This is a genomic window from Streptomyces sp. ISL-94, from assembly GCF_018614075.1.
Taxonomy (GTDB): domain Bacteria; phylum Actinomycetota; class Actinomycetes; order Streptomycetales; family Streptomycetaceae; genus Streptomyces.
In genome coordinates this window covers 1-17482 of sequence record NZ_JAGGOZ010000042.1, presented here as the reverse complement: position 1 = coordinate 17482, position 17482 = coordinate 1, and the positions used below count along the sequence as shown (strand labels likewise).

Sequence of the window (17482 nt, the reverse complement as noted above, 5' to 3'; positions counted from 1 at the left end):
GATCGGGGCGGGCCGAGGCTACGGACGGGGGGCGGTGGGTGTGGTCATCGGGTCGGGGGGCGAACGCCCAGTACGCGGTCTTTGAGGGCCGGGAACTGGGTGCGGGTGTCGGAGACCTTTGCCGGGTCGAGGTCGACGGTCAGGACGGTCTCGCCGGGGCCGGCCTCCGCCAGGACCTCGCCCCAGGGGTCCACCACCAGGCTGTGGCCCGCCTGCTCGACGCCCGCGTGGGTGCCGGCCAGCCCGCACGCCAGGACGTACGACTGCTCCTCCACGGCGCGCGCCCGGCTGAGCAGGGTCCAGTGCGAGCGGCGGCGAGCGGGCCAGCCGGCCGCGACGACCATCGTGGTGGCCCCGGCGTCGACCAGTCCGCGGAACAGCTCGGGGAAGCGCAGGTCGTAGCAGGTGGCGATGCCGAGGGTCTGCTCCGGCAGTTCCACCGTGGTCAGGGAGTCGCCCGCGGACATGAGCACGGCCTCGCCCTGGTCGAAGCCGAAGCGGTGGATCTTGCGGTAGGTGGCGGCCAGCTCGCCCGCCGGGGAGAGGACGAGGGCGGTGTTGTAGAGCGAGCCGTCGCCCGCGCGCTCCACGACCGAGCCGGCATGCAGCCAGACGCCGGCGTCGCGCGCGGCCTTGGACATGGCCTGGTAGGTCGGGCCGTCCAGCGGTTCCGCCTCCGTCTGGAACTGTTCGTAGGCGAAGGCCCCGACCGTCCACAGCTCCGGGAGGACCACGAGGTCGGAGCCGCCTTGGTCCCGTACGAGGTCGGCCGCCCGGGCCCGCCGGGAAGACACCGACTCGCCCTCATTCACTGCGATTTGGATCAGCGAGGCGCGCACACTACCACCGTCCTGGCATTCAAGCCGTCAACTCGGGCCTACGATCGTCACACGAAAGCACTGCCGGGGTGCTCACCGGCAGCGTAGTTTTGGAACCCGAGTCTCCGATGTCCAGAGCTTCCAGAACGCGCCACTGAACAGCACGCGAGGGGTCCCGTTGACCGTCCATCCCAGCCTCCAGCCCTATGCCGACGCGTGGACCCATTCCATCGAGGCGATATCCGAGCTGGTCCTCCCGTTGCCGGAGGGCGAGTGGAACCGGGCGACGCCGTGCCCCGGATGGTCGGTCCGTGACGTCGTGTCACACATCATCGGCATCGAATGCGAGCAGCTCGGCGACCCGCGGCCGATCCACACCGTGGCGCGTGATCTGCGGCACGTGGTGGACGAGTTCAGCCGGTACATGGAGGTGCAGGTCGACGTACGGCGCCACCACACGGCGCCGGAGATGACCTCGGAGCTGGAGTACACCGTCATCCGCCGCTCGCGGCAGCTGCGGAACGAGAAGCGGGATCCGGCCACGCTGGTGCGGGGGCCGCTGGGCGACCAGGTGACGCTGGAGCACGCGCTGCGGCTGCGGGCGTTCGACGTGTGGATCCACGAGCAGGACCTGCGGGCGGCGCTGCGGGTGCCGGGGAACTGGGACTCGCCGGGTGCGTACGTCGCGCGGGACATCCTGCTGGCGGGGCTGCCGAAGGTGGTCGCGAAGCGGGCGGGGGCGCCGGCGAACTCGGCGGTGGTGATCGACGTGCACGGTCCGCTGGAGTTCATGCGGACGGTACGGGTCGACGCGGAGGGCAAGGGCACCCTGGACAAGGCGCCGTCGCTGGGGCCGGCCGTTTCGCTGACGCTGGACTGGGAGACGTACGTACGGCTGGCGGCGGGGCGGGTGCGGGCGGCTTCGGTCGCCGACCGCGTGAAGGTCGAGGGGGATGGGGAGTTGGCGGACGCGATCCTGGCCAACTTTGCCGTTACGCCGTAGGCGGGCCGGGACCGCGTGACACGGAGCGGGGCCGGCCGGGGCGAGCCCGGCTCCGCCGGGACCTGGGGCTCCGCCGGGACCGCGTGACGCGGGAGCAGGGCCGGGCGAGGCGAGCCCGGCTCCGCCGGGACCTGGGACTCCGCCGGGACCGCGTGACGCGGGAGCAGGGCCGGGCGAGGCGAGCCCGGCTCCGCCGGGACCTGGGACTCCGCCCCAGACCCGCTCCTCAAACGCCGGCGGGGCTGGAGGGGCCGCATGCCTCGCGCCCCGCGGTCTCCGGCAGGGGACGCGCGCGAGGGTCCGGTCCCGCGGCCGCCTGCTGCGCGGGGATCGTGACGCGCGTGCGCCACGCCTCGCGGGCCAGGGCCAGTGGCCGCAGGCGCAGGATCTGGGCGATGCCGAGCGCCTCCAGGACGAACACCGTCGAAAAGGCGATCCGGTAGTTGTCGCCGGTGGCGTCCAGCAGGATGCCCACCGCCAGCAGCGTGGTCATCGAGGCGAGGAAGCCGCCCATGTTCGTGATCCCGGAGGCGGTGCCCTGCCGTTCGGGCGGGTTGGCCGGGCGGGCGAAGTCGAAGCCGATCATCGACGCCGGGCCGCAGCCGCCCAGGACCGTGCACAGGGTGACCAGCAGCCACATCGGCGCCCGGTCTCCCGGGTAGACGAGGACGGAGCCCCAGAGCAGCGCCGTCAGGCCGACGGTGCCCAGGGCCAGCGGGATCCGGGAGGACGGGCGGCGGCCGACGATCTGGCCGTAGCCGAGCCCGAGCGCCATGTTCGAGGCGACCACCAGGGTCAGCAGCCCGCCCGCGGTGATCCGCGACAGCCCCTGCGCCTCGACGAGGAACGGCATCCCCCACAGCAGCAGGAACACCATCGCCGGGAACTGCGTGGTGAAGTGCACCCACAGGCCGAGCCGGGTGCCCGGTTCGGCCCAGGACTCCCGGATCTGGCGGCGGACGAAGCCCCCGCCCGCGCCCCGCGCGACCGGCGGCGCCGCATGCCCCTCGGGGTGGTCCCGCAGGAACAGCACCAGCGGGACCAGCACGATCAGCCCCGCCGCCGCGCTGCCCGCGAAGGCCGGCACCCAGCCGACACCGTGCAGGACGGGCGCCAGCACCAGCGTGGAGACCAGGTTGCCCGCCATGCCGACCAGCCCGGCCAGCTGCGCCATCAGCGGCCCGCGCCGCGCCGGGAACCAGCGGGTGCCGAGCCGCAGCACCGAGATGAAGGTCATCGCGTCGCCGCAGCCCAGCAGGGCCCGGGCGGCGAGCGCCGTCCCGTACGAGGGCGAGAGCGCGAAGCCGAGCTGCCCGACGGTGAAGAGCACGGCGCCGAGCGTCAGCACCTTCTTCGTGCCGAGCCGGTCCACCATCAGGCCGACGGGGATCTGCATGCCCGCGTAGACCAGCAGCTGGAGCAGCGAGAAGGTGGCGAGCGCCGAGGCGTTGACGTGGAAGCGGTCGGCGGCGTCGAGTCCGGCCACGCCCAGGCTGGTACGGAAGATCACGGCGACGAAGTAGACGGCGACGCCGATGCACCAGACGGCGACGGCCTTGCGGCCGCCGGGAGGGTCGAGCGCGCTCCGGGCGCCCGCGGGGTCGAGCGCGCTCCGGGCGCCCGCGGGGTCGAGCGCGCTCCGGGCGCCCGCGGGGTCGACGGCGCTCGTGCTCATCGGGCGTCACCGCGCATCAGGGTGCCGACCCGGCCCAGGTGCGCCCGTACGCTCGCCGCCGCGCGGTCGGCGTCGCCCGCGCGCAGTGCGGCCAGGATCTCGCGGTGCTCGACGAGGTTCTGCGCGACCCGGTCCGGGTGGGCGTGCATCACCGCGACGCCCATCCGCAGCTGCCGGTCGCGCAGCTGGTCGTACAGGCGGGAGAGGATCTGGTTGCCGGCGTGCCGGACGATCTCGGCGTGGAAGCAGCGGTCCTCGACCGCGAAGGCCGCCAGGTCGCCGCTGTCCGCGTGCCGCTCCTGCGCCCGCAGCAGCTCCTCCAGGCGCCCGAGCAGCGCGGCCGGCGCCGGGACGGCCCGCCGTACGGTGAACTCCTCCACCAGCAGCCGGGTCTCGACGACGTCCGCGATCTCCTGCGCCGACACGGGCAGCACCAGCGCGCCCTTCTTGGGGTAGAGCCGGATCAGGCCCTCCGTCTCCAGGCGCAGCAGTGCCTCGCGCACCGGGGTGCGTGAAACGCCCACCGCCTCGGCGACCTCGCCCTCGGTGAGGAGTGTGCCGCCCTCGTAGCGGCGGTCGAGGACGCCCTGCTTGATGTGCCGGTAGACGCGGTCGGCGGCGGGTGCGGGTGCGGGTGCGGGTGCGGGTGCGGCGTGCACGGATGCGGGGGAAGGGGCTGGGGCTTGCATGCGTACAGCATAGATACATGCCAGATACACCCGTATCCCGTCTCAGCATCCAAGACTCCAGAACCCGGCTGCGCCAGGCAGCGTTCAGGTCACGGTCACATCGAGCACGAACTCGTCGTACGGGGCCTCCTGCGGGTAGGGCGGCCGGACCTGCGCGAAGCGGATCCCGGCCCGCCCGCCCGGCGCCCGGCCGCGGACGACGTAGAGCCGGTCGACCGTCGCGCCCGGCGGCACCGGTTCCGGCGCGGGCGCCCGCTCGGCGACCTCCACCGCGTCCGCGTCACCCGTGACCTGCCAGGTCCACACGTAGCCGCGCGCCCCGCGCCCGGTGAGCCGCAGCTCGTACGGTTCACCGGGGCCCAGGACCACCTTCCGAACCTCCACCGCGCTCCTCTCAGGCGGGGCCGATCACCGCCCCCTCGTGCCAGCCCCCGCAGTCCCGCCAGTAGTGCTGGAGCCGGCGGTCCGTGCGCAGGACGACAACTTCCAGGTTGAACCCGAAGCTGCCCTGGAGCATCCCGGTGACGGACAGGACGTCGTGTCCGAAGACGGCGCTGCGGCTCCAGGCCGCGCCGCCCGCGTTGCCGCGCCACCAGTGCTCGACGCGCCCGCCCGCCACGGCCACGCACAGCTCGTAGTTCCCGGCGGTGTCCTCGTCCGCGGCCCCGTACTGCCCCTCGATCAGGCAGGGCGCGGAGATGGCTGCCGTGCCGCTGCCGAAGACCTCGCCGGGGCACCAGGCGAAGCCGTTCGCGTCGTCGCGCCACCACAGCTGCATCCGGCCGTCGGTGCGGGCGGCGACGAGGTCGAGGTGGCGGCCGCGGGTCTGGACGAGGGCGGGGCCGTAGTGGGCGATGCCGGAGGCGAAGCGGCCGCCGTCGTTCCAGGTCCAGGGGGCGCCGTTGATCCGCCACCAGTGGTTCAGGCGGCCGTCGGCGGTCCGGACGACCACCTCGAAGTTGCCCGGCTTGCCGTAGTCGCTCTGGATGAACGCCGGGGTCGAGCCGACGGCCGCGTCACCCGGGCCGAAGGCGCCGCCGTCCCGCCAGACGCGCACGGACTGCTCGAAGTACCAGTGGCGCAGCCGGCCGCCGGTGGTCACGTGCAGGGACTCCATGTTCCGGTTGTACGTGGTCCCGGTGAAGGCGGGCTGGCCCGAGGCGTCGTTCGCGAAGGTGCCCGCGCGGGCCCACGCGAAGGGGGCGTCGCCCTCGCGCCACCAGTGCTGGAGGCGGCCCGCGCCGCCGGCCGCGAGCAGCTCGAAGTTGCGGTGGGCGCGGCCGTTGCCGCTCTCGTAGATGTTCCCGGTGTGGAGGCGGCGCTTGCTCCACGGGTCGATGTTCGTGCCGCGCAGGCCGCACTTGGCCCAGTAGTCGATGTCGACCTCGCCGTAGGCGATCCGGCCGTAGCCGCCGACGTGGTAGCCCGTCCCCCAGGAGTTCTTGAACAGCCAGCAGCCGGCCGCGTCGTCGTATCCGACGATCAACACGCAGTGGCTGCCCGCGAGATGGTCGCTGGTGCGGTGGTAGACCCCGGAGCCCAGGCCGAAGAAGTCGTCGTAGACGTCGAAGCAGGCGGTGAGCGGGCCGACCGTGTCCAGCCAGACCTTCTGCTGCTCGACGTCGCCGAGCCGGACGTAGTCGGTGATCCGGACGGTCCGGCCGGAGCGGTCCCAGCTGGGCGTGTACTCGGCGCGCCAGGCGTCGCGGCGGGCGGCGGGCAGACCGGCGGGCGGGGTGCTGTACGGCCGGCAGTCCGGGTCGGCGAGCCCGCCGTTGGTCTTGATCCAGTCCAGGGCCGTCTCGGGATCGGAGCCCTGCCCGCAGGTGAACCGCATGCCGTCGTGCACGTCCCCCTCGGACCGCTTCGCCCACACGGCGTGCTCTATGCGGGCCATGGACTCCACCAGCCCGGCGGCCCCGAAGGCCCAGCAGGAAGCACACGGGTTCTGGTCCTTGACCTTGGTGATCCAGGGCCATCCCCAGCGGCTGCGCCAGTCCACGGCCGTGGGGCGGGGCGCGCCGGCGGTCGGCCCGCCGGGCAGGAGCCCGTGCGCGGCCCTGCGCCGGGTCAGGTGCGGATTGGCGCTCTCCCGCCCGATGAGCACCCGCAGATCGACGTCCCGCACCGCCTCGGCGGGCGTCAGGTTCGCCCCGGGCTCCAGGCCGAGCGAGGGCCGCGGCACGGGCTCCTCGCCGGCCAGGTGCTCGATGACCGACCACCGCGCCCCCCGCGCCACGAGCTGCGCCCGCAACTCCCCCACCGTCTGGACAGACTCCTCCGGCATGGCGGCCCCCCAGCTGCACCCGTTCGGATCCGAACCCCGGGAGCGTCTCCCTGCCCCCGGTAGCGGTCAAGGGGGTCCGCGCGGTCGCGCGGGCGCACGGGGGGCTCGTAGGGTGCGGTGATGGACGAGGCGCGTACGGAACGGCAGTTGGCGGCGATCGAGGAGGCACTCGGCCTGGGCGTGGAGGTGTGGCTGCGGGGCGGCTGGGCCATGGACTTCTGGCTCGGCGGCGGGCCGACGCGGGACCACGAGGACGTGGACTGGTTCGCGTGGTCACGGGACACGGAGCGGCTCACGGAGCTGCTCATGACACGCGGATACGAGGTCCAGCGTGCGGACGACCAGCAGCTGGACCTCGCGCGCGACGGCGAGGACCTGAGCTTCGCGCTGGTCACACGGGATCCGGCGGGCCGGGTCGTGGTGGCGGGCGGCCCGTGGGCGGGGACTCCGTGGCCGGGCGGAATGCTGGAGCCGGTCGTCCTCGGTCGCCTGGGCCGGCTGGAGTGCCCCGTGGTGTCCCCGGCGGCACAGATCGAGATCAAGCGGATGATGCCGGTGTGGGTACCGGGCCGCCCCCGGCGTCCGAAGGACGCCGAGGACGTGGCACGGCTGGAGGCGGCGCTCGCCGTCAGGACCCGGGGAGCGGGACGGGCATCGGGACGGGGAGGGGCGGGAGCGGCAGGCCGAGCGCGGTGAGGAGGGCGACGAGCGTGGCGCCGGGCTTGGTCTCCGAGGCTGCCACCAGGAACGGCGTCAGGTCACAGCCCCGGCCGGCCGGGGACGCCCCTGGCTACGCCGTGTAGATCGGCGCGTACGCAGCTATCTGGTCAGGGGTTGCTTCCTCCACGGTCAGGGCCCCGGTCCAGAGGTGGTCACGGTTGCAGTACCCGCCGAGATCGGCCCGCTTGCCGCGCGCCAGCTTCCACGTCCCCTGGGGAAACCTCACGACGACATCGCTACCGCAGATGAACGAGCGGTTTGCCTGCGCCGTGATCCAGCGGGCGCGTTCGTCGTCCCCCGTGTGCGGACGGCACATGGTGCGGGCCATCTGCCACAACCGGCCCCACTCGACACCAGGAGTCACGGGGCCGACCACGGCGACTTCCCCCAGGTTCCGCCCGTCAAGGGAGTGGGTGGCGTACCCGAAGACCGTGCCGAACATCCGGAACACAACGGGAAACCGGCCGGAGACCGCAGAAAGCCCCGCCTAGAGAGTGCTCGGCGCTTACTGGGCCCCCGCGAAGGCCTCCCAGGCGGCGTCGGTGACCCGGATGACCGGCCCGGCTGTCCGCTTGCTGTCCCGGACCGCGACCGTGCCGGGGACGTTGGTCGCCACCTCCACGCACTCAGAGTTGGCCTGGTCGCCGCTGTAGCTGGACTTCACGAACTCGAACTCGCTCATGGGCTTACATACCTTTGTTGATGGCGTCGATCAGGTTCGCGGAGTCGTGCGGCGAAAGGCTCAGCTGGGAGACCCGGACGAACAGCTGACCGCCACCGGCAACCAGCCTGGTCGGCACGGCTGTTGCGCTGGACGACACCGTACGAGGGCTGCTCGACACCCCGCACCCCGCCGTCCTCTCCACCTGCAACCCCAGCGGCAGCCCGCGGAGTTCGGTGGTTCACCCCCACCCGCCTCCCTACGGCAGGTGCGGCCGCACCTCCGACCAGGCGTCGACCGCCTCCGCCAGGGGGTCGGTGTCCTGGAGGCAGGAGCGTACGAAGGCGAGGCGGGCGATCAGGGTCTTGATCCGGCGCAGGTGCAGGATCCGGGGTGGCGGGAGGTCGCGCCAGGTGCGGGCCTGCGCCGCGGCCTGCGACGGGGTCAGGTCGAACAGGTCCAGCACCTCCCGGCACAGGGCGGCCGGGTCGCCGCCGCGCTCCGGGCCGAAGGTCCGGATCATGTACCCGCGCGCGGAGGCCAGTTCGGCCCACCAGGCCAGCCCGGACGTGCCCTCCGCCGCCGCGCAGCGGTGCGTCGCGGCCACCGCGACCCGGCCCCAGCGCAGGCGGATCGCGTCCGGCAGCCCGTCGTCCCGCATCCGCGCGTCGGCCAGGACGCGCAGGGTCCGCGGATGCGGCTCGTCCGCCAGCGGCGGGTCGGTGGCCAGCCAGTCCTCCAGCTCCTGCAGGGAGTGCCCGTCGGGCGGTACGGAGGTCAGCACCTGGCCGCGGGTGAGCAGGGCGACCACGGCGCCCGTGAGGTGCACCTTCGCCACGTGCCCGGCATCGAAGAAGCCGACGCTGCGCCCGTAGCGCTCGATGCGGCGCAGCCCGAGCCGCAGCTCCCCCGCCGCGTAGACCTGCCCGGCGCGCGCCACCCCGCCGATGCACCGCACCACGCACACGCCGCCCGTCACGTCGGCCTCCTCGACGGAGTACACCTGCAGTTCGGCGATGGGCACCCCAACCCCCTTCCCAGAGCAGGAGGTTACCCGTCACCCCGCGCGACGCGGTCGAGCAGGGGCGCCGCCCAGTCCGGGAGGGCGGACGCCGCAGGGCGGGCCGGGCGCGGGTCGCTGGTGATGCCGATGCCGCCCGCCGGGTCGCCGTACGCGAACCGCTGCGACCACCACAGCCAGGAGCGGACGAACAGGTTCGCGCTCCACGCCAGGGCCAGTGCGCCGCGCTGCCCGGGGACCTCGTACCAGTAGCTGGTGAGCACCACGGCGCGGGAGACCGCCTCGTCCCCGTCCACCGGGCGGGAATCGGCGGTGAGCCCGGCGGCCAGCACCGACGCCGCGAACCGGTTGTCCGCGAGCAGCCCGCCGCTGTCGCAGACGACCGCGTCCAGCAGGTCCGCCGGGAGGTCCGTGGCGGCCCGCTCCAGCCGCGCCAGCAGCTCGGGCAGGCCCGGATCGCCGGCCGTGTCCGGGCCGGGGACCACCCTCAGGTCGGCCACCAGCCGCTCGTCGGCCGTGCGGGCGGCGAGCAGGTGTACGTAGGCCAGCGCGCGCAGGGTCTGCCAGCGGCAGAGGGTGTCGAGCAGCGCGATCCGGGAACCGCGGAAGGCGAGCCGCACCGGCCAGTCGGCCGCCCGGACCTCGTCCCCGAGGGCCCGCAGGCCCGCCGGTACCGGGGCCGGGAAGACCCGGCTCTGGCCGGGGTCGTAGGACGGCTCGGCGCGGTAGCCCGGCCAGCCGGGCGCCGGGTTCCGGGGTGTGGGTCCGGGGCTACTCATTCACTTCGTCCGCATTCGGGGTCCGCCACTTCGCCGTGTCCTTGCCGTCCCGCGGAGTGATGTAGTTGGAGAGGTCCTCGGGATCGATGTGGTATGCGTGGATCATATGGTCCTGGCGGATGATGGCCACCGGCCTGGACGGGTCGAGGCTGCGGTCGATGATGATCCGCGCGCCCGATTCCGCGTCGACGTAGTTGGCCGGCGATTGCAGGTGGCCGCGCAGGTACTTCTCCAGTTTCACCTCGTCGCCGCCGATGCCCTCCAGGTAGTGGTTCGACTTGCCGCTCTCCGCCTCGTTGAGCTGGTGGTCGACGCCCTGCGCCGCCCGGGTGCTGTCCGAGTAGGGGGCCAGCCCGAAGGGGTCGCACCACCGGTGGGGATTGGCGACGTACGCCACCGGGTTGGGGGCCGCCGCAAGGCCCAGCGGGTCCGGGCTCAGATAGCGGGCGGTCTCGGGGTCGTAGGTGCGGAAGTAGTTGTGGTGCAGGCCCGATTCGGCGTCGAAGTACTGGCCGGGGAAGCGCAGCGGCGTGTACGCCGTGGCGTCCCGGTTCCAGGCCGTGGAGCCCCACAGCGTCGAGCGGCTGCGCCAGGCCAGTTCGCCGTGCTCGTCGACGAGTTCGGTGGGCGCGCCCACCAGGTCGGTGACGATGGCGTAGAACCGCTCGTCCACCACCTCCTGGTCGGCCGTCAGGATCCGCTCGGTCTGCGCGAGCGGTTGCAGGCCGCGGTGGTCCCAGGTCACGGCGATCCCGCGGTCGTCCCCGGCCGTGGTGCCGGTCTGCTCGCACAGCACGTTGCCGTCCCAGGTGAAGACGGTGCGCTCGGCCACCTCCAGCCCGTCCGGCGTCATCCGTTCCTTGGCCGTACGCCGTCCCAGCGGGTCGTACGCGTACCGCCAGCGCGTCCCGTCCGGGGTGGTGACGGCCGTGATCCGGTCCTCGGCGTCCCACTCGTAGCGCCACGTGTCGGGCTTGCGCGAGAGCCGCGCCTTCTGGCGCAGGACGACCCGGCCGAGGGCGTCGTACTCGTGGCGGACCCGGCCGGCGCCGATCAGCCGGGTGCCCTCGTAGGTGCGCGGTCCGGTGGCGTCCTGGCCGCCGGGATGGGAGCCGGGCCAGGACGCGGAGCTCTGGTTGCCCGCCTCGTCGTACGCGTAGCGCTCGGTCCAGTTCTCGGCGTGCACCGCCGTCACCCGGCCCCGCGGGTCGAGATCGAAGCTGCGCGGGCCGGCCAGCACATCGTCGATGCCGGTCAGGAGCCCGTCGGACCGGTAGGAGTACCCGCGGCGCTGCACCACGCCGGGCCCGGTGCCCGTGAGCCGCTGCTCCACCAGCCGGCCGGCCTCGTCCCACGCCTGGTCGAGGGTGACGGCCTCTCCGTAGGTGCGGCTGAGCTCCTGGCCCGCCGCGTCGTGCGTGAACCCGATCCTCCGGCCGGAGGTGGTCAGGGCGTCGTGGCGGCCCGCCGCGTCGTAGGCCCAGGCGGCGACGGCACCCGTCGGGGTGGTCCGGCCGGTGCGGCGGCCCACGGCGTCGTAGGTGTAGGCGAGGGTGCGGCCGTCGACCGTCTCCTGGAGGAGCCGGCCCGCCCGGTCGCGCAGCCGGGTCAGCACGCTGTCCCCGCACTGCGCGAAGGCGAGCCGGTCGAAGACGTCGTACTCGTACGTCGTCACCGTGCCGCCCGCGTCCTTGCGGACGGTGTGCCCCAGGGCATCGCGCTCGTACATGATCCGCTGCCCGAGAGCGTCGGTGCGGGCGACGAGCCGGCCCGCCGCGTCGTGGTCGTAGCCGAGCGCACGGCCGTCGAAGTCGGTCTCCAGGATCAGCCGGCCCGCCGGGTCGTACGCGTACTCCCAGGTCAGGCCCTGCGGGTTACGGACCTCGGTCAGCCGCAGCTCGGCGTCGTACGTGTACTCGTGGCGCGTGCCGTCCGCGTCGGTCCGGGCGGCGAGCAGGTCGAAGTGGGTGTACTCGAAGCGCACCGCCCTGCCGTCGGGACCGTCCGTACGGGTCAGGCAGTTGCCCTCGCCGTCGTACGTCCACGACCGCCGGCCCCCGTCCGGGGCGGTCCGGAGCAGCGGCTTGCCCTCGACCGTCCACTCCATGCGGGTGACCGCGCCCAGAGGGTCGGTGACCGCCGTGGTCCGCCCGAAGGCGTCCCGCTCGTACGTGGTGGTGGCGCCGAGCCGGTCGGTGACGGCGAGCGGCAGCCCGGCCCGGTCGGTGCGGACCCGGGTGACCGCGCCCAGGGGGTCGGTGACGGTGGTGAGGTGGCCGCGCTCGTCGTGGCCGAAGTGGGTGACCGTCCCGTCGGGGCGGCTGACCGAGGTGCGGTTTCCGCGCTCGTCGAAGGTCTGCCGGACGACCGTGCCGTCCACGGCGACGATCCTGACCGGCTTGCCGAGCTCGTTGTACTCGGCTCGTGCCTCCCGGCCGTCGGGCCGGACGTAGGAGACCAGGCGGCCCGCGTCGTCATAGGTCCTGCGGGTGGTGTGGCCGAGCGGATCGGTCTGCGCGATCTGGCGGCCCCGGCTGTCGTACTCGTACCGGGTGACCGCGCCGAGCGGGTCGGTCTCGGCCACCACCCGGTACCGGTCGTCGATCAGGTAGCTGCGGGTGTGCCCGGCGGCGGTGGTCATCCGCGTCACGCGGTGGCCGGTCTGCGGGTCCGCCTCGTCGTAGCGGAAGGTCAGGGCGATGTGGCCCGCCTCGCCGGCCTCCGCGACGCACCGGTCGAGGTCGTCGTAGGCGTACTCGTAGCGTCGGTCGTTCGTATCGGTCCAGGCGGTGATGCGCTCGCGGTCGTCGTAGGTGAACCGCAGCGGCAGACCGGAGGAGTTGGTGACCTCGGTCAGGTTCCCGTCGGTGTAGCCGTACGCGAGGACGCGCGGGCCGCCGGCCAGGTGCAGGGCGGTGATCCGGCCGCCGTCGGTCTCGAAGCGGAGCCGGTAGCCGCCGGAGTGGGCGATGCCCAGCGGCGTACCGTGCTCGTCGTACTCGAAGACGACGAGGTTTCCGTTGCGGTCCTCCAGCTGCGCGATCGGCGCGATGCCGTCCTCGGCGCCGTCCGCCGGCGGGGTGAAGCGGCGGACCTCGCCCGTCAGGGCGTCGGTCAGCGTCCAGTCGCCGTCCGGGGTGCGCTCCAGCGGGTGGCGCGGACCCGACGCGGACACCGGCAGGACCGGCACGCCGGGCGCGGGATGCGGATAGCCGACGAAGAGACCGTCCTCGGAGACCAGGACGACGCCCTTGGCGTCGATCTCCAGGTGCTGGTCGATCGTGGAGGACCAGGTCGGGCCGAACCAGCGGCCCGCCCGGTAGCCGGACTCCGCACGGCGCCGGAACGCGAAGGGGAAGATGCCCGGGAGGACCACGTCCGTCTGCGGGAGGTACATCCGGCCGGTGGCGAGGTCGACGGGGTCCGTGCCCTCGCTGGCCTTGTCCGCGTCGGACCGCTCGCCGTGGTGCGGGCCGTGCTTGTCGGTGCCCTTGCGGCCCGGGCCGTCCAGGTCGTCCAGGTGCTTGGCGACCGAGCCGCCCTTCTTCAGCGCCCCCAGGCCCTTGGATCCGATGAGCTCGGGGAGCATCTTGCCGACGCCCTCGGACGGGTCCTTCATGAACTCGTCGAGCATCTGCTTGCCCGCGCCCCACGGGTCGTTGGCCATGGTGACCAGCCCGGCGGCCGTCGAGTTCAGGTTCGTCAGGTACTCGGCCGGGTGGGTCAGGTTGTACGGGTCGGTCGGGTTGAGCGCGCGGGCGAAGTTGACGATGCCGGCCGCGCCCTTGAGGACTCCGCCCGCCAGATGCGTCTTGGCCAGCTCCAGGTAGTCCAGTCCGTCTTCGAGCTGCTCGGCGTACGAGGGCTTCGGCGGGGCCGCGTCACGGGCCGCGCGGACCGCCGCACGGGCCGTCTCGGCGACCTCGTTGCGCTGCTTGCGGGCATTGTCGAGCTTGTCCTGCGCGGCGGCAGCCATCAGCTTGCCCGGGTCGTTGAAATCGTCGGCCGGTCGGGGCGGCAGGTGCTCCTGCTTCGCCTTCACCGCGTCGTTGTAGGTGTCGACCTGCTTGTTGTAGGCGTCGCGCGCGTCGTTGGAGGCCTTCTTCGCCTTGTTGTAGTCCTCCAGGGCCTCCTTCGCCCTGCCCTGCGCCCACTCCACGGTGTCCGCGAACCGGTTCATCGCGTCGGCGGCCTTGCCGAAGGCCTCGGCCGCCTTGAACCAGCGCGGCGGCTCCTTCGCTATGGACTCCCGGAAGGCGTCCGCAGACTTGCCCTTCAGGCCGTCGCCCTGCAGGGCCTTGATGCCGTTTCCGACGAGTGTGAAGGAGAGCTCGAAGTCACTCAGGTGCGAGACCTGCGCGCGGATCTTCGAGACGCTGCCGTAGACCAGCTTCTTCGGGTCCTCGGTCTGCCCGAGCTCCAGCTCCGCCACGTCCGCGCCCAGCTGGTTGGCGGCCGAGCGGCTCTTGTCGCGGATCCAGTCGCCCGCGTCGTCCAGGCCGACCTCCTCGGCGAGGTCGGCCGTCTTGTCGCCGGCCCACTCGATCGCATCGCCGACCTTTTCGGTCGCGTCCTCGGCCAGGTCCTCCACCGAGTCCGGTACGAAGTCCCGCCACCCCATCAGCCCTCACCCCCGTCGGCCTGGTCCAGCAGATCCTTCAGCGAACCGATCTTCCCCGTCGAGGTCACCTTGTCCTTGGTGTCCGACCAGGTCTGCTTGATGTCCTCGGCGCTCTTCTCGAAGGACTCCGCGCTGTAGTCCGGCTTGTAGACGTCGGCCCGGAAGATGTCGCCCCAGGCCTTCTGCTCGATCTCGTCCTCGGTCGCGTGCGGATTGCCGTACCCGGCGTTCACCACGACCTTGAACGCGCCCTGGACGTACTGGTCCTCCTCCCACACCGTGCCGGCGGCGATGCCGAGGGAGCGCGCGAGGGTGCTCGCGTTCTGCACGAGGCTGCGCACGCCCCACTCCCAGCGCTCGCAGAAGTCCTCGAAGTCGGCGGCAAGGCCCATGTGTCCGGCCTCCATGCCGGTCATGGACAGGTCGCTGAAACCGGCGCCCTGGGAGGCGCCCGCCGCGTCCGAGGACTCGCGCAGCTCCGCGATGGCCGCGCGCAGGCCCTTCTGGATGCCCGCGACCGCTGCCGGCGCGAGCTCCAGGTCCCCGTCGCCCGCCATCAGGCAGCGTCCGTACGGTCGACGGCGCAGGCCTCGGGCACGATGCCCACGACCGGCGGGAAGAGCATCGAGCCGTCCTCGTCGGCCACGTTCACCGCGACCCCGGCCGGACCGTCGATCATCGGGACCATCGCGTCGACCAGTCGCGCGCCGAGGACCGAGAGGTACTCCCACTCCCGGTCCCCGGCGCCGCGCGCCTGCGCGAAGCGGGCGAGGGCCGCCTCGTCCGTGAAGGCGTACAGCCAGCGGATACCTCCCTGGACGGCGGACATCAGGCCTCCGTCGGCCCCGTTCGCGAGCGGGGCGAGCAGCACCGCCCGCCGGAACTCGCCCACCAGACGGCCGGGTTCACCCCTGCCATCCCGGTATGCCGCGATTTCTTCCGTCAATTCCATTGGCTGTTCCCCTCCCGTGCGAACAGTGCCCCAGGGAAAGAACGCTCCTCAGACCCCGGACGGTTCCTCCAACACCAGGCGGATCTCCGTCACTTCGTACCCGGCACGGTCGAAGGCGGCGGCCATCGGGGCGTTGACGGTGTCCGTGGTCGCGGTGATCCGCTCGGCGCCCTCGCCCGCGTGGAAGCGGGTGATCTCGCCCAGGATCTCGTCGATCAGGCCCTGGCCGCGCTGCTCCGGTACGACGCCCAGGTAGCCGACGTTGCGGTGGTACGGGGTCGCCGAGGGGATCGCCATGCCCGCCAGGGTGCCGTCCGGCAGGTGGGCCAGGCGCCACCAGGAGCGCTCGCCGGGGCAGTCGAGGTAGAACTCGATGTCCTCGCGGGCCAGCTGCTCCGCGTCCATCGACTGGAGCTCGGTCTGCGTGTGCAGATCGAGGCTGCCGGCCGACAGGCGTACGAAGGCGTCCAGGAACTCCTCGTCGGTGCCCTCCCGGAAGACCAGCCGGCCGGTGGGCTCGGTGGTCCCGGCCTCCGGGGTCCACTCGTAGCGCAGCCGCTCGATCTCACGCGTGAGGCCGGTCTTGTACGCGGCCTCCTGCCGCCAGGCGACCGCCGCGGCGAGCTCCGGGTCGGTCCGCCAGCCGCGGGGCAGCGAGATGTTGTAGATCGGGAGATTCCCGAAGGCGGCGTGCCCGGCCGCGAGCAGCCCGGCGGCCACGGCGGCCGGATCGGCCATCGAGGACCGCACTTGGAGACAGTCGAGCGCGATGGGCCGCTCGCTGTCGGCGCGGCCCCACCACAGGGCGCGGGCCAGGATCTGCCCGTCCTCGTCCTCGGCGAACCAGATCCACTCGGCCCGGAACTGGTTGTCGGCGAGCTCCTCACGGATCTGCTCGGCGGTCAGGGCGGCGACGGGGCCGTCGGCCGGGTAGGCGAGGGCGCGGTGGATGTCTGCGGGGTCTGCGGTGGCAGCGCGAAAAATCATCCGGGGATGGTCACACGGGGCCGTCCCCGTGGCCAGCGATTTCACCGGATCAGCGCCAGGCCCGGCCGTCCACGATCTCGCCGGACGACCGATGGCCGGTCTCCGTGGGGGAGACCGGCCCTCGGGATTGCTTCGTCCGCTACGACCAGGTGACGAGGCGGCGGGGGTGTTCCAGGACCGCTGCGACGTCGGCCAGGAAACGGGAGCCGAGCTCGCCGTCGATGAGCCGGTGGTCGAACGACAGGGCCAGGGTGGTGACCTGTCGCGGCTTCACCTTGCCCTTGTGGACCCACGGCTGGAGCTTGATCGCACCGACCGCGAGGATCGCGGACTCGCCGGGGTTCAGGATGGGCGTACCGGTGTCGACGCCGAAAACGCCGACGTTGGTGATGGTGATGGTGCCGTTCTGCATGTCGGCCGGGGAGGTCTTGCCGTCGCGGGCCGTGGCGACCAGGTCGGACAGGGCCGTCGACAGCTCGCCGAGCGTCTTGGCGTGGGCGTCCTTGATGTTCGGGACGATCAGGCCGCGGGGGGTGGCCGCCGCGATACCCAGGTTGACGTAGTGCTTGAGCACGATCTCCTGGGCCGCCTCGTCCCAGGACGCGTTGACGTCCGGGTTGCGGCGGATCGCCACGAGGACGGCCTTGGCGATGAGGAGCAGCGGGTTGATGCGCAGCCCCGCCAGGTCCGGGTCGGCCTTGAGCTCCTGGACCAGCTTCATCGTCCGGGTCACGTCGAAGGTGATGAACTCGGTGACGTGCGGTGCGGTGAAGGCGGAACCGACCATGGCCTGGGCGGTGACCTTGCGGACGCCCTTGACCGGGATACGGGTCTCCCGCGCGGACTGCGCGACCTGCACGGCCGGAGCCGGCGCGGCCGCAGGGGTGGGGGCGGGCGCGGGGGCCTCGGCCTGCGGGGCGACGGCCGCGGCGGCCGCCGCGTGGACGTCCTCGCGGGTCACGACGCCGCCGCCGCCGGTGGGCACCACCGAGGCCAGGTCGATCCCGAGGTCCTTGGCCAGCTTGCGCACCGGCGGCTTGGCCAGGGGCCGCTCGCCGGCCGGCTGCGCCGGGACGGCGGCCGGCGCGGGAGCAGCCGGAGCCGCCGCCGCAGCAGGAGCCGGGGCGCTGCCGTTCCGCGCGGGCGCGCCCGCGGCCGCCTTGCGCGGGCGGCGCTTGGTGGAGGCGGTGGAGACCCCGTAGCCGACCAGGACGGGCTGGCGGGCCGCGGCGGCCGGCTCCTCCGCCTCGGCGGCGGGGGCGGCGGCGG

At 73.1% G+C, this 17482-nt stretch carries 16 protein-coding genes; 2 read left to right on the top strand and 14 right to left on the bottom strand.

Translation table 11 applies throughout. From position 1 onward, the window contains the following. Nucleotides 1-44: 44 nt before the first annotated feature. A complete protein-coding gene (locus J7E94_RS15490; protein ID WP_215015909.1) occupies nt 45-839 on the bottom strand; it encodes a carbon-nitrogen family hydrolase in 795 nt (264 codons plus the stop codon). Nucleotides 840-996: 157 nt separating this feature from the next. Here J7E94_RS15490 and J7E94_RS15485 point away from each other — a divergent pair, with 157 nt between their 5' ends. Further along, entirely contained in the window at nt 997-1821 is an 825-nt protein-coding gene (locus J7E94_RS15485; protein ID WP_215015908.1) for a maleylpyruvate isomerase family mycothiol-dependent enzyme, read from the top strand. Between the two features lie 226 nt (nt 1822-2047). Here the strand turns inward: J7E94_RS15485 and J7E94_RS15480 are convergent, their stop codons facing one another. The 4 genes from J7E94_RS15480 to J7E94_RS15465 form a co-directional block, all read right to left on the bottom strand. Then, entirely contained in the window at nt 2048-3496 is a 1449-nt protein-coding gene (locus J7E94_RS15480) for a nitrate/nitrite transporter (RefSeq protein ID WP_215015907.1), read from the bottom strand. Beyond that, complete coding sequence (locus J7E94_RS15475) at nt 3493-4185, bottom strand: GntR family transcriptional regulator (protein ID WP_215015906.1); 693 nt, start codon at nt 4183-4185, stop codon at nt 3493-3495. The genes J7E94_RS15480 and J7E94_RS15475 overlap by 4 nt, the downstream gene beginning before the upstream one ends. Before the next feature lie 84 nt (nt 4186-4269). After that, a complete protein-coding gene (locus J7E94_RS15470; protein ID WP_215015900.1) occupies nt 4270-4569 on the bottom strand; it encodes a protease inhibitor I42 family protein in 300 nt (99 codons plus the stop codon). Nucleotides 4570-4579: 10 nt separating this feature from the next. Beyond that, nucleotides 4580-6472 (bottom strand): C1 family peptidase, encoded by a 1893-nt coding sequence (locus tag J7E94_RS15465; protein WP_215015898.1) that lies wholly within the window; start codon nt 6470-6472, stop codon nt 4580-4582. Between the two features lie 120 nt (nt 6473-6592). Here J7E94_RS15465 and J7E94_RS15460 point away from each other — a divergent pair, with 120 nt between their 5' ends. Continuing rightward, the gene (locus tag J7E94_RS15460; RefSeq protein ID WP_215015896.1) at nt 6593-7168 is read left to right on the top strand and encodes a nucleotidyltransferase domain-containing protein; all 576 of its coding nucleotides are present in this window, start codon (nt 6593-6595) and stop codon (nt 7166-7168) included. 94 nt (nt 7169-7262) lie between these two features. On the opposite strand, the gene J7E94_RS15455 is transcribed toward J7E94_RS15460, so the two are convergent. The 9 genes from J7E94_RS15455 to J7E94_RS15415 all read right to left on the bottom strand — a co-directional run. Continuing rightward, the gene (locus J7E94_RS15455) at nt 7263-7634 is read right to left on the bottom strand and encodes a hypothetical protein (protein WP_215015894.1); all 372 of its coding nucleotides are present in this window, start codon (nt 7632-7634) and stop codon (nt 7263-7265) included. Between the two features lie 63 nt (nt 7635-7697). Further along, entirely contained in the window at nt 7698-7874 is a 177-nt protein-coding gene (locus J7E94_RS15450; protein ID WP_215015892.1) for a DUF397 domain-containing protein, read from the bottom strand. A gap of 238 nt (nt 7875-8112) precedes the next feature. Next, nucleotides 8113-8877, bottom strand: coding sequence for a hypothetical protein (locus J7E94_RS15445; protein WP_215015890.1), 765 nt, complete (start codon nt 8875-8877; stop codon nt 8113-8115). A gap of 26 nt (nt 8878-8903) precedes the next feature. Beyond that, nucleotides 8904-9653 (bottom strand): hypothetical protein, encoded by a 750-nt coding sequence (locus tag J7E94_RS15440; protein ID WP_215015889.1) that lies wholly within the window; start codon nt 9651-9653, stop codon nt 8904-8906. Further along, nucleotides 9646-14274 carry a putative T7SS-secreted protein gene (locus J7E94_RS15435; protein WP_215015887.1) on the bottom strand — a complete coding sequence of 1543 codons (4629 nt, stop codon included), beginning with the start codon at nt 14272-14274 and terminating at the stop codon, nt 9646-9648. The genes J7E94_RS15440 and J7E94_RS15435 overlap by 8 nt, the downstream gene beginning before the upstream one ends. After that, nucleotides 14274-14831 carry a hypothetical protein gene (locus J7E94_RS15430; protein ID WP_215015885.1) on the bottom strand — a complete coding sequence of 186 codons (558 nt, stop codon included), beginning with the start codon at nt 14829-14831 and terminating at the stop codon, nt 14274-14276. The genes J7E94_RS15435 and J7E94_RS15430 overlap by 1 nt, the downstream gene beginning before the upstream one ends. Beyond that, complete coding sequence (locus J7E94_RS15425) at nt 14831-15226, bottom strand: SseB family protein (RefSeq protein ID WP_215015884.1); 396 nt, start codon at nt 15224-15226, stop codon at nt 14831-14833. Before J7E94_RS15425 ends, J7E94_RS15430 begins: the two co-directional genes overlap by 1 nt. A gap of 48 nt (nt 15227-15274) precedes the next feature. Next, nucleotides 15275-16213: a GNAT family N-acetyltransferase gene (locus J7E94_RS15420; RefSeq protein WP_215015883.1), complete on the bottom strand. Its 939-nt coding sequence runs from the start codon at nt 16211-16213 to the stop codon at nt 15275-15277. A 139-nt stretch (nt 16214-16352) separates the two neighbouring features. Continuing rightward, on the bottom strand, nt 16353-17482 hold a 1130-nt coding region (locus J7E94_RS15415), incomplete at its 5' end, for a dihydrolipoamide acetyltransferase family protein (protein ID WP_215015882.1).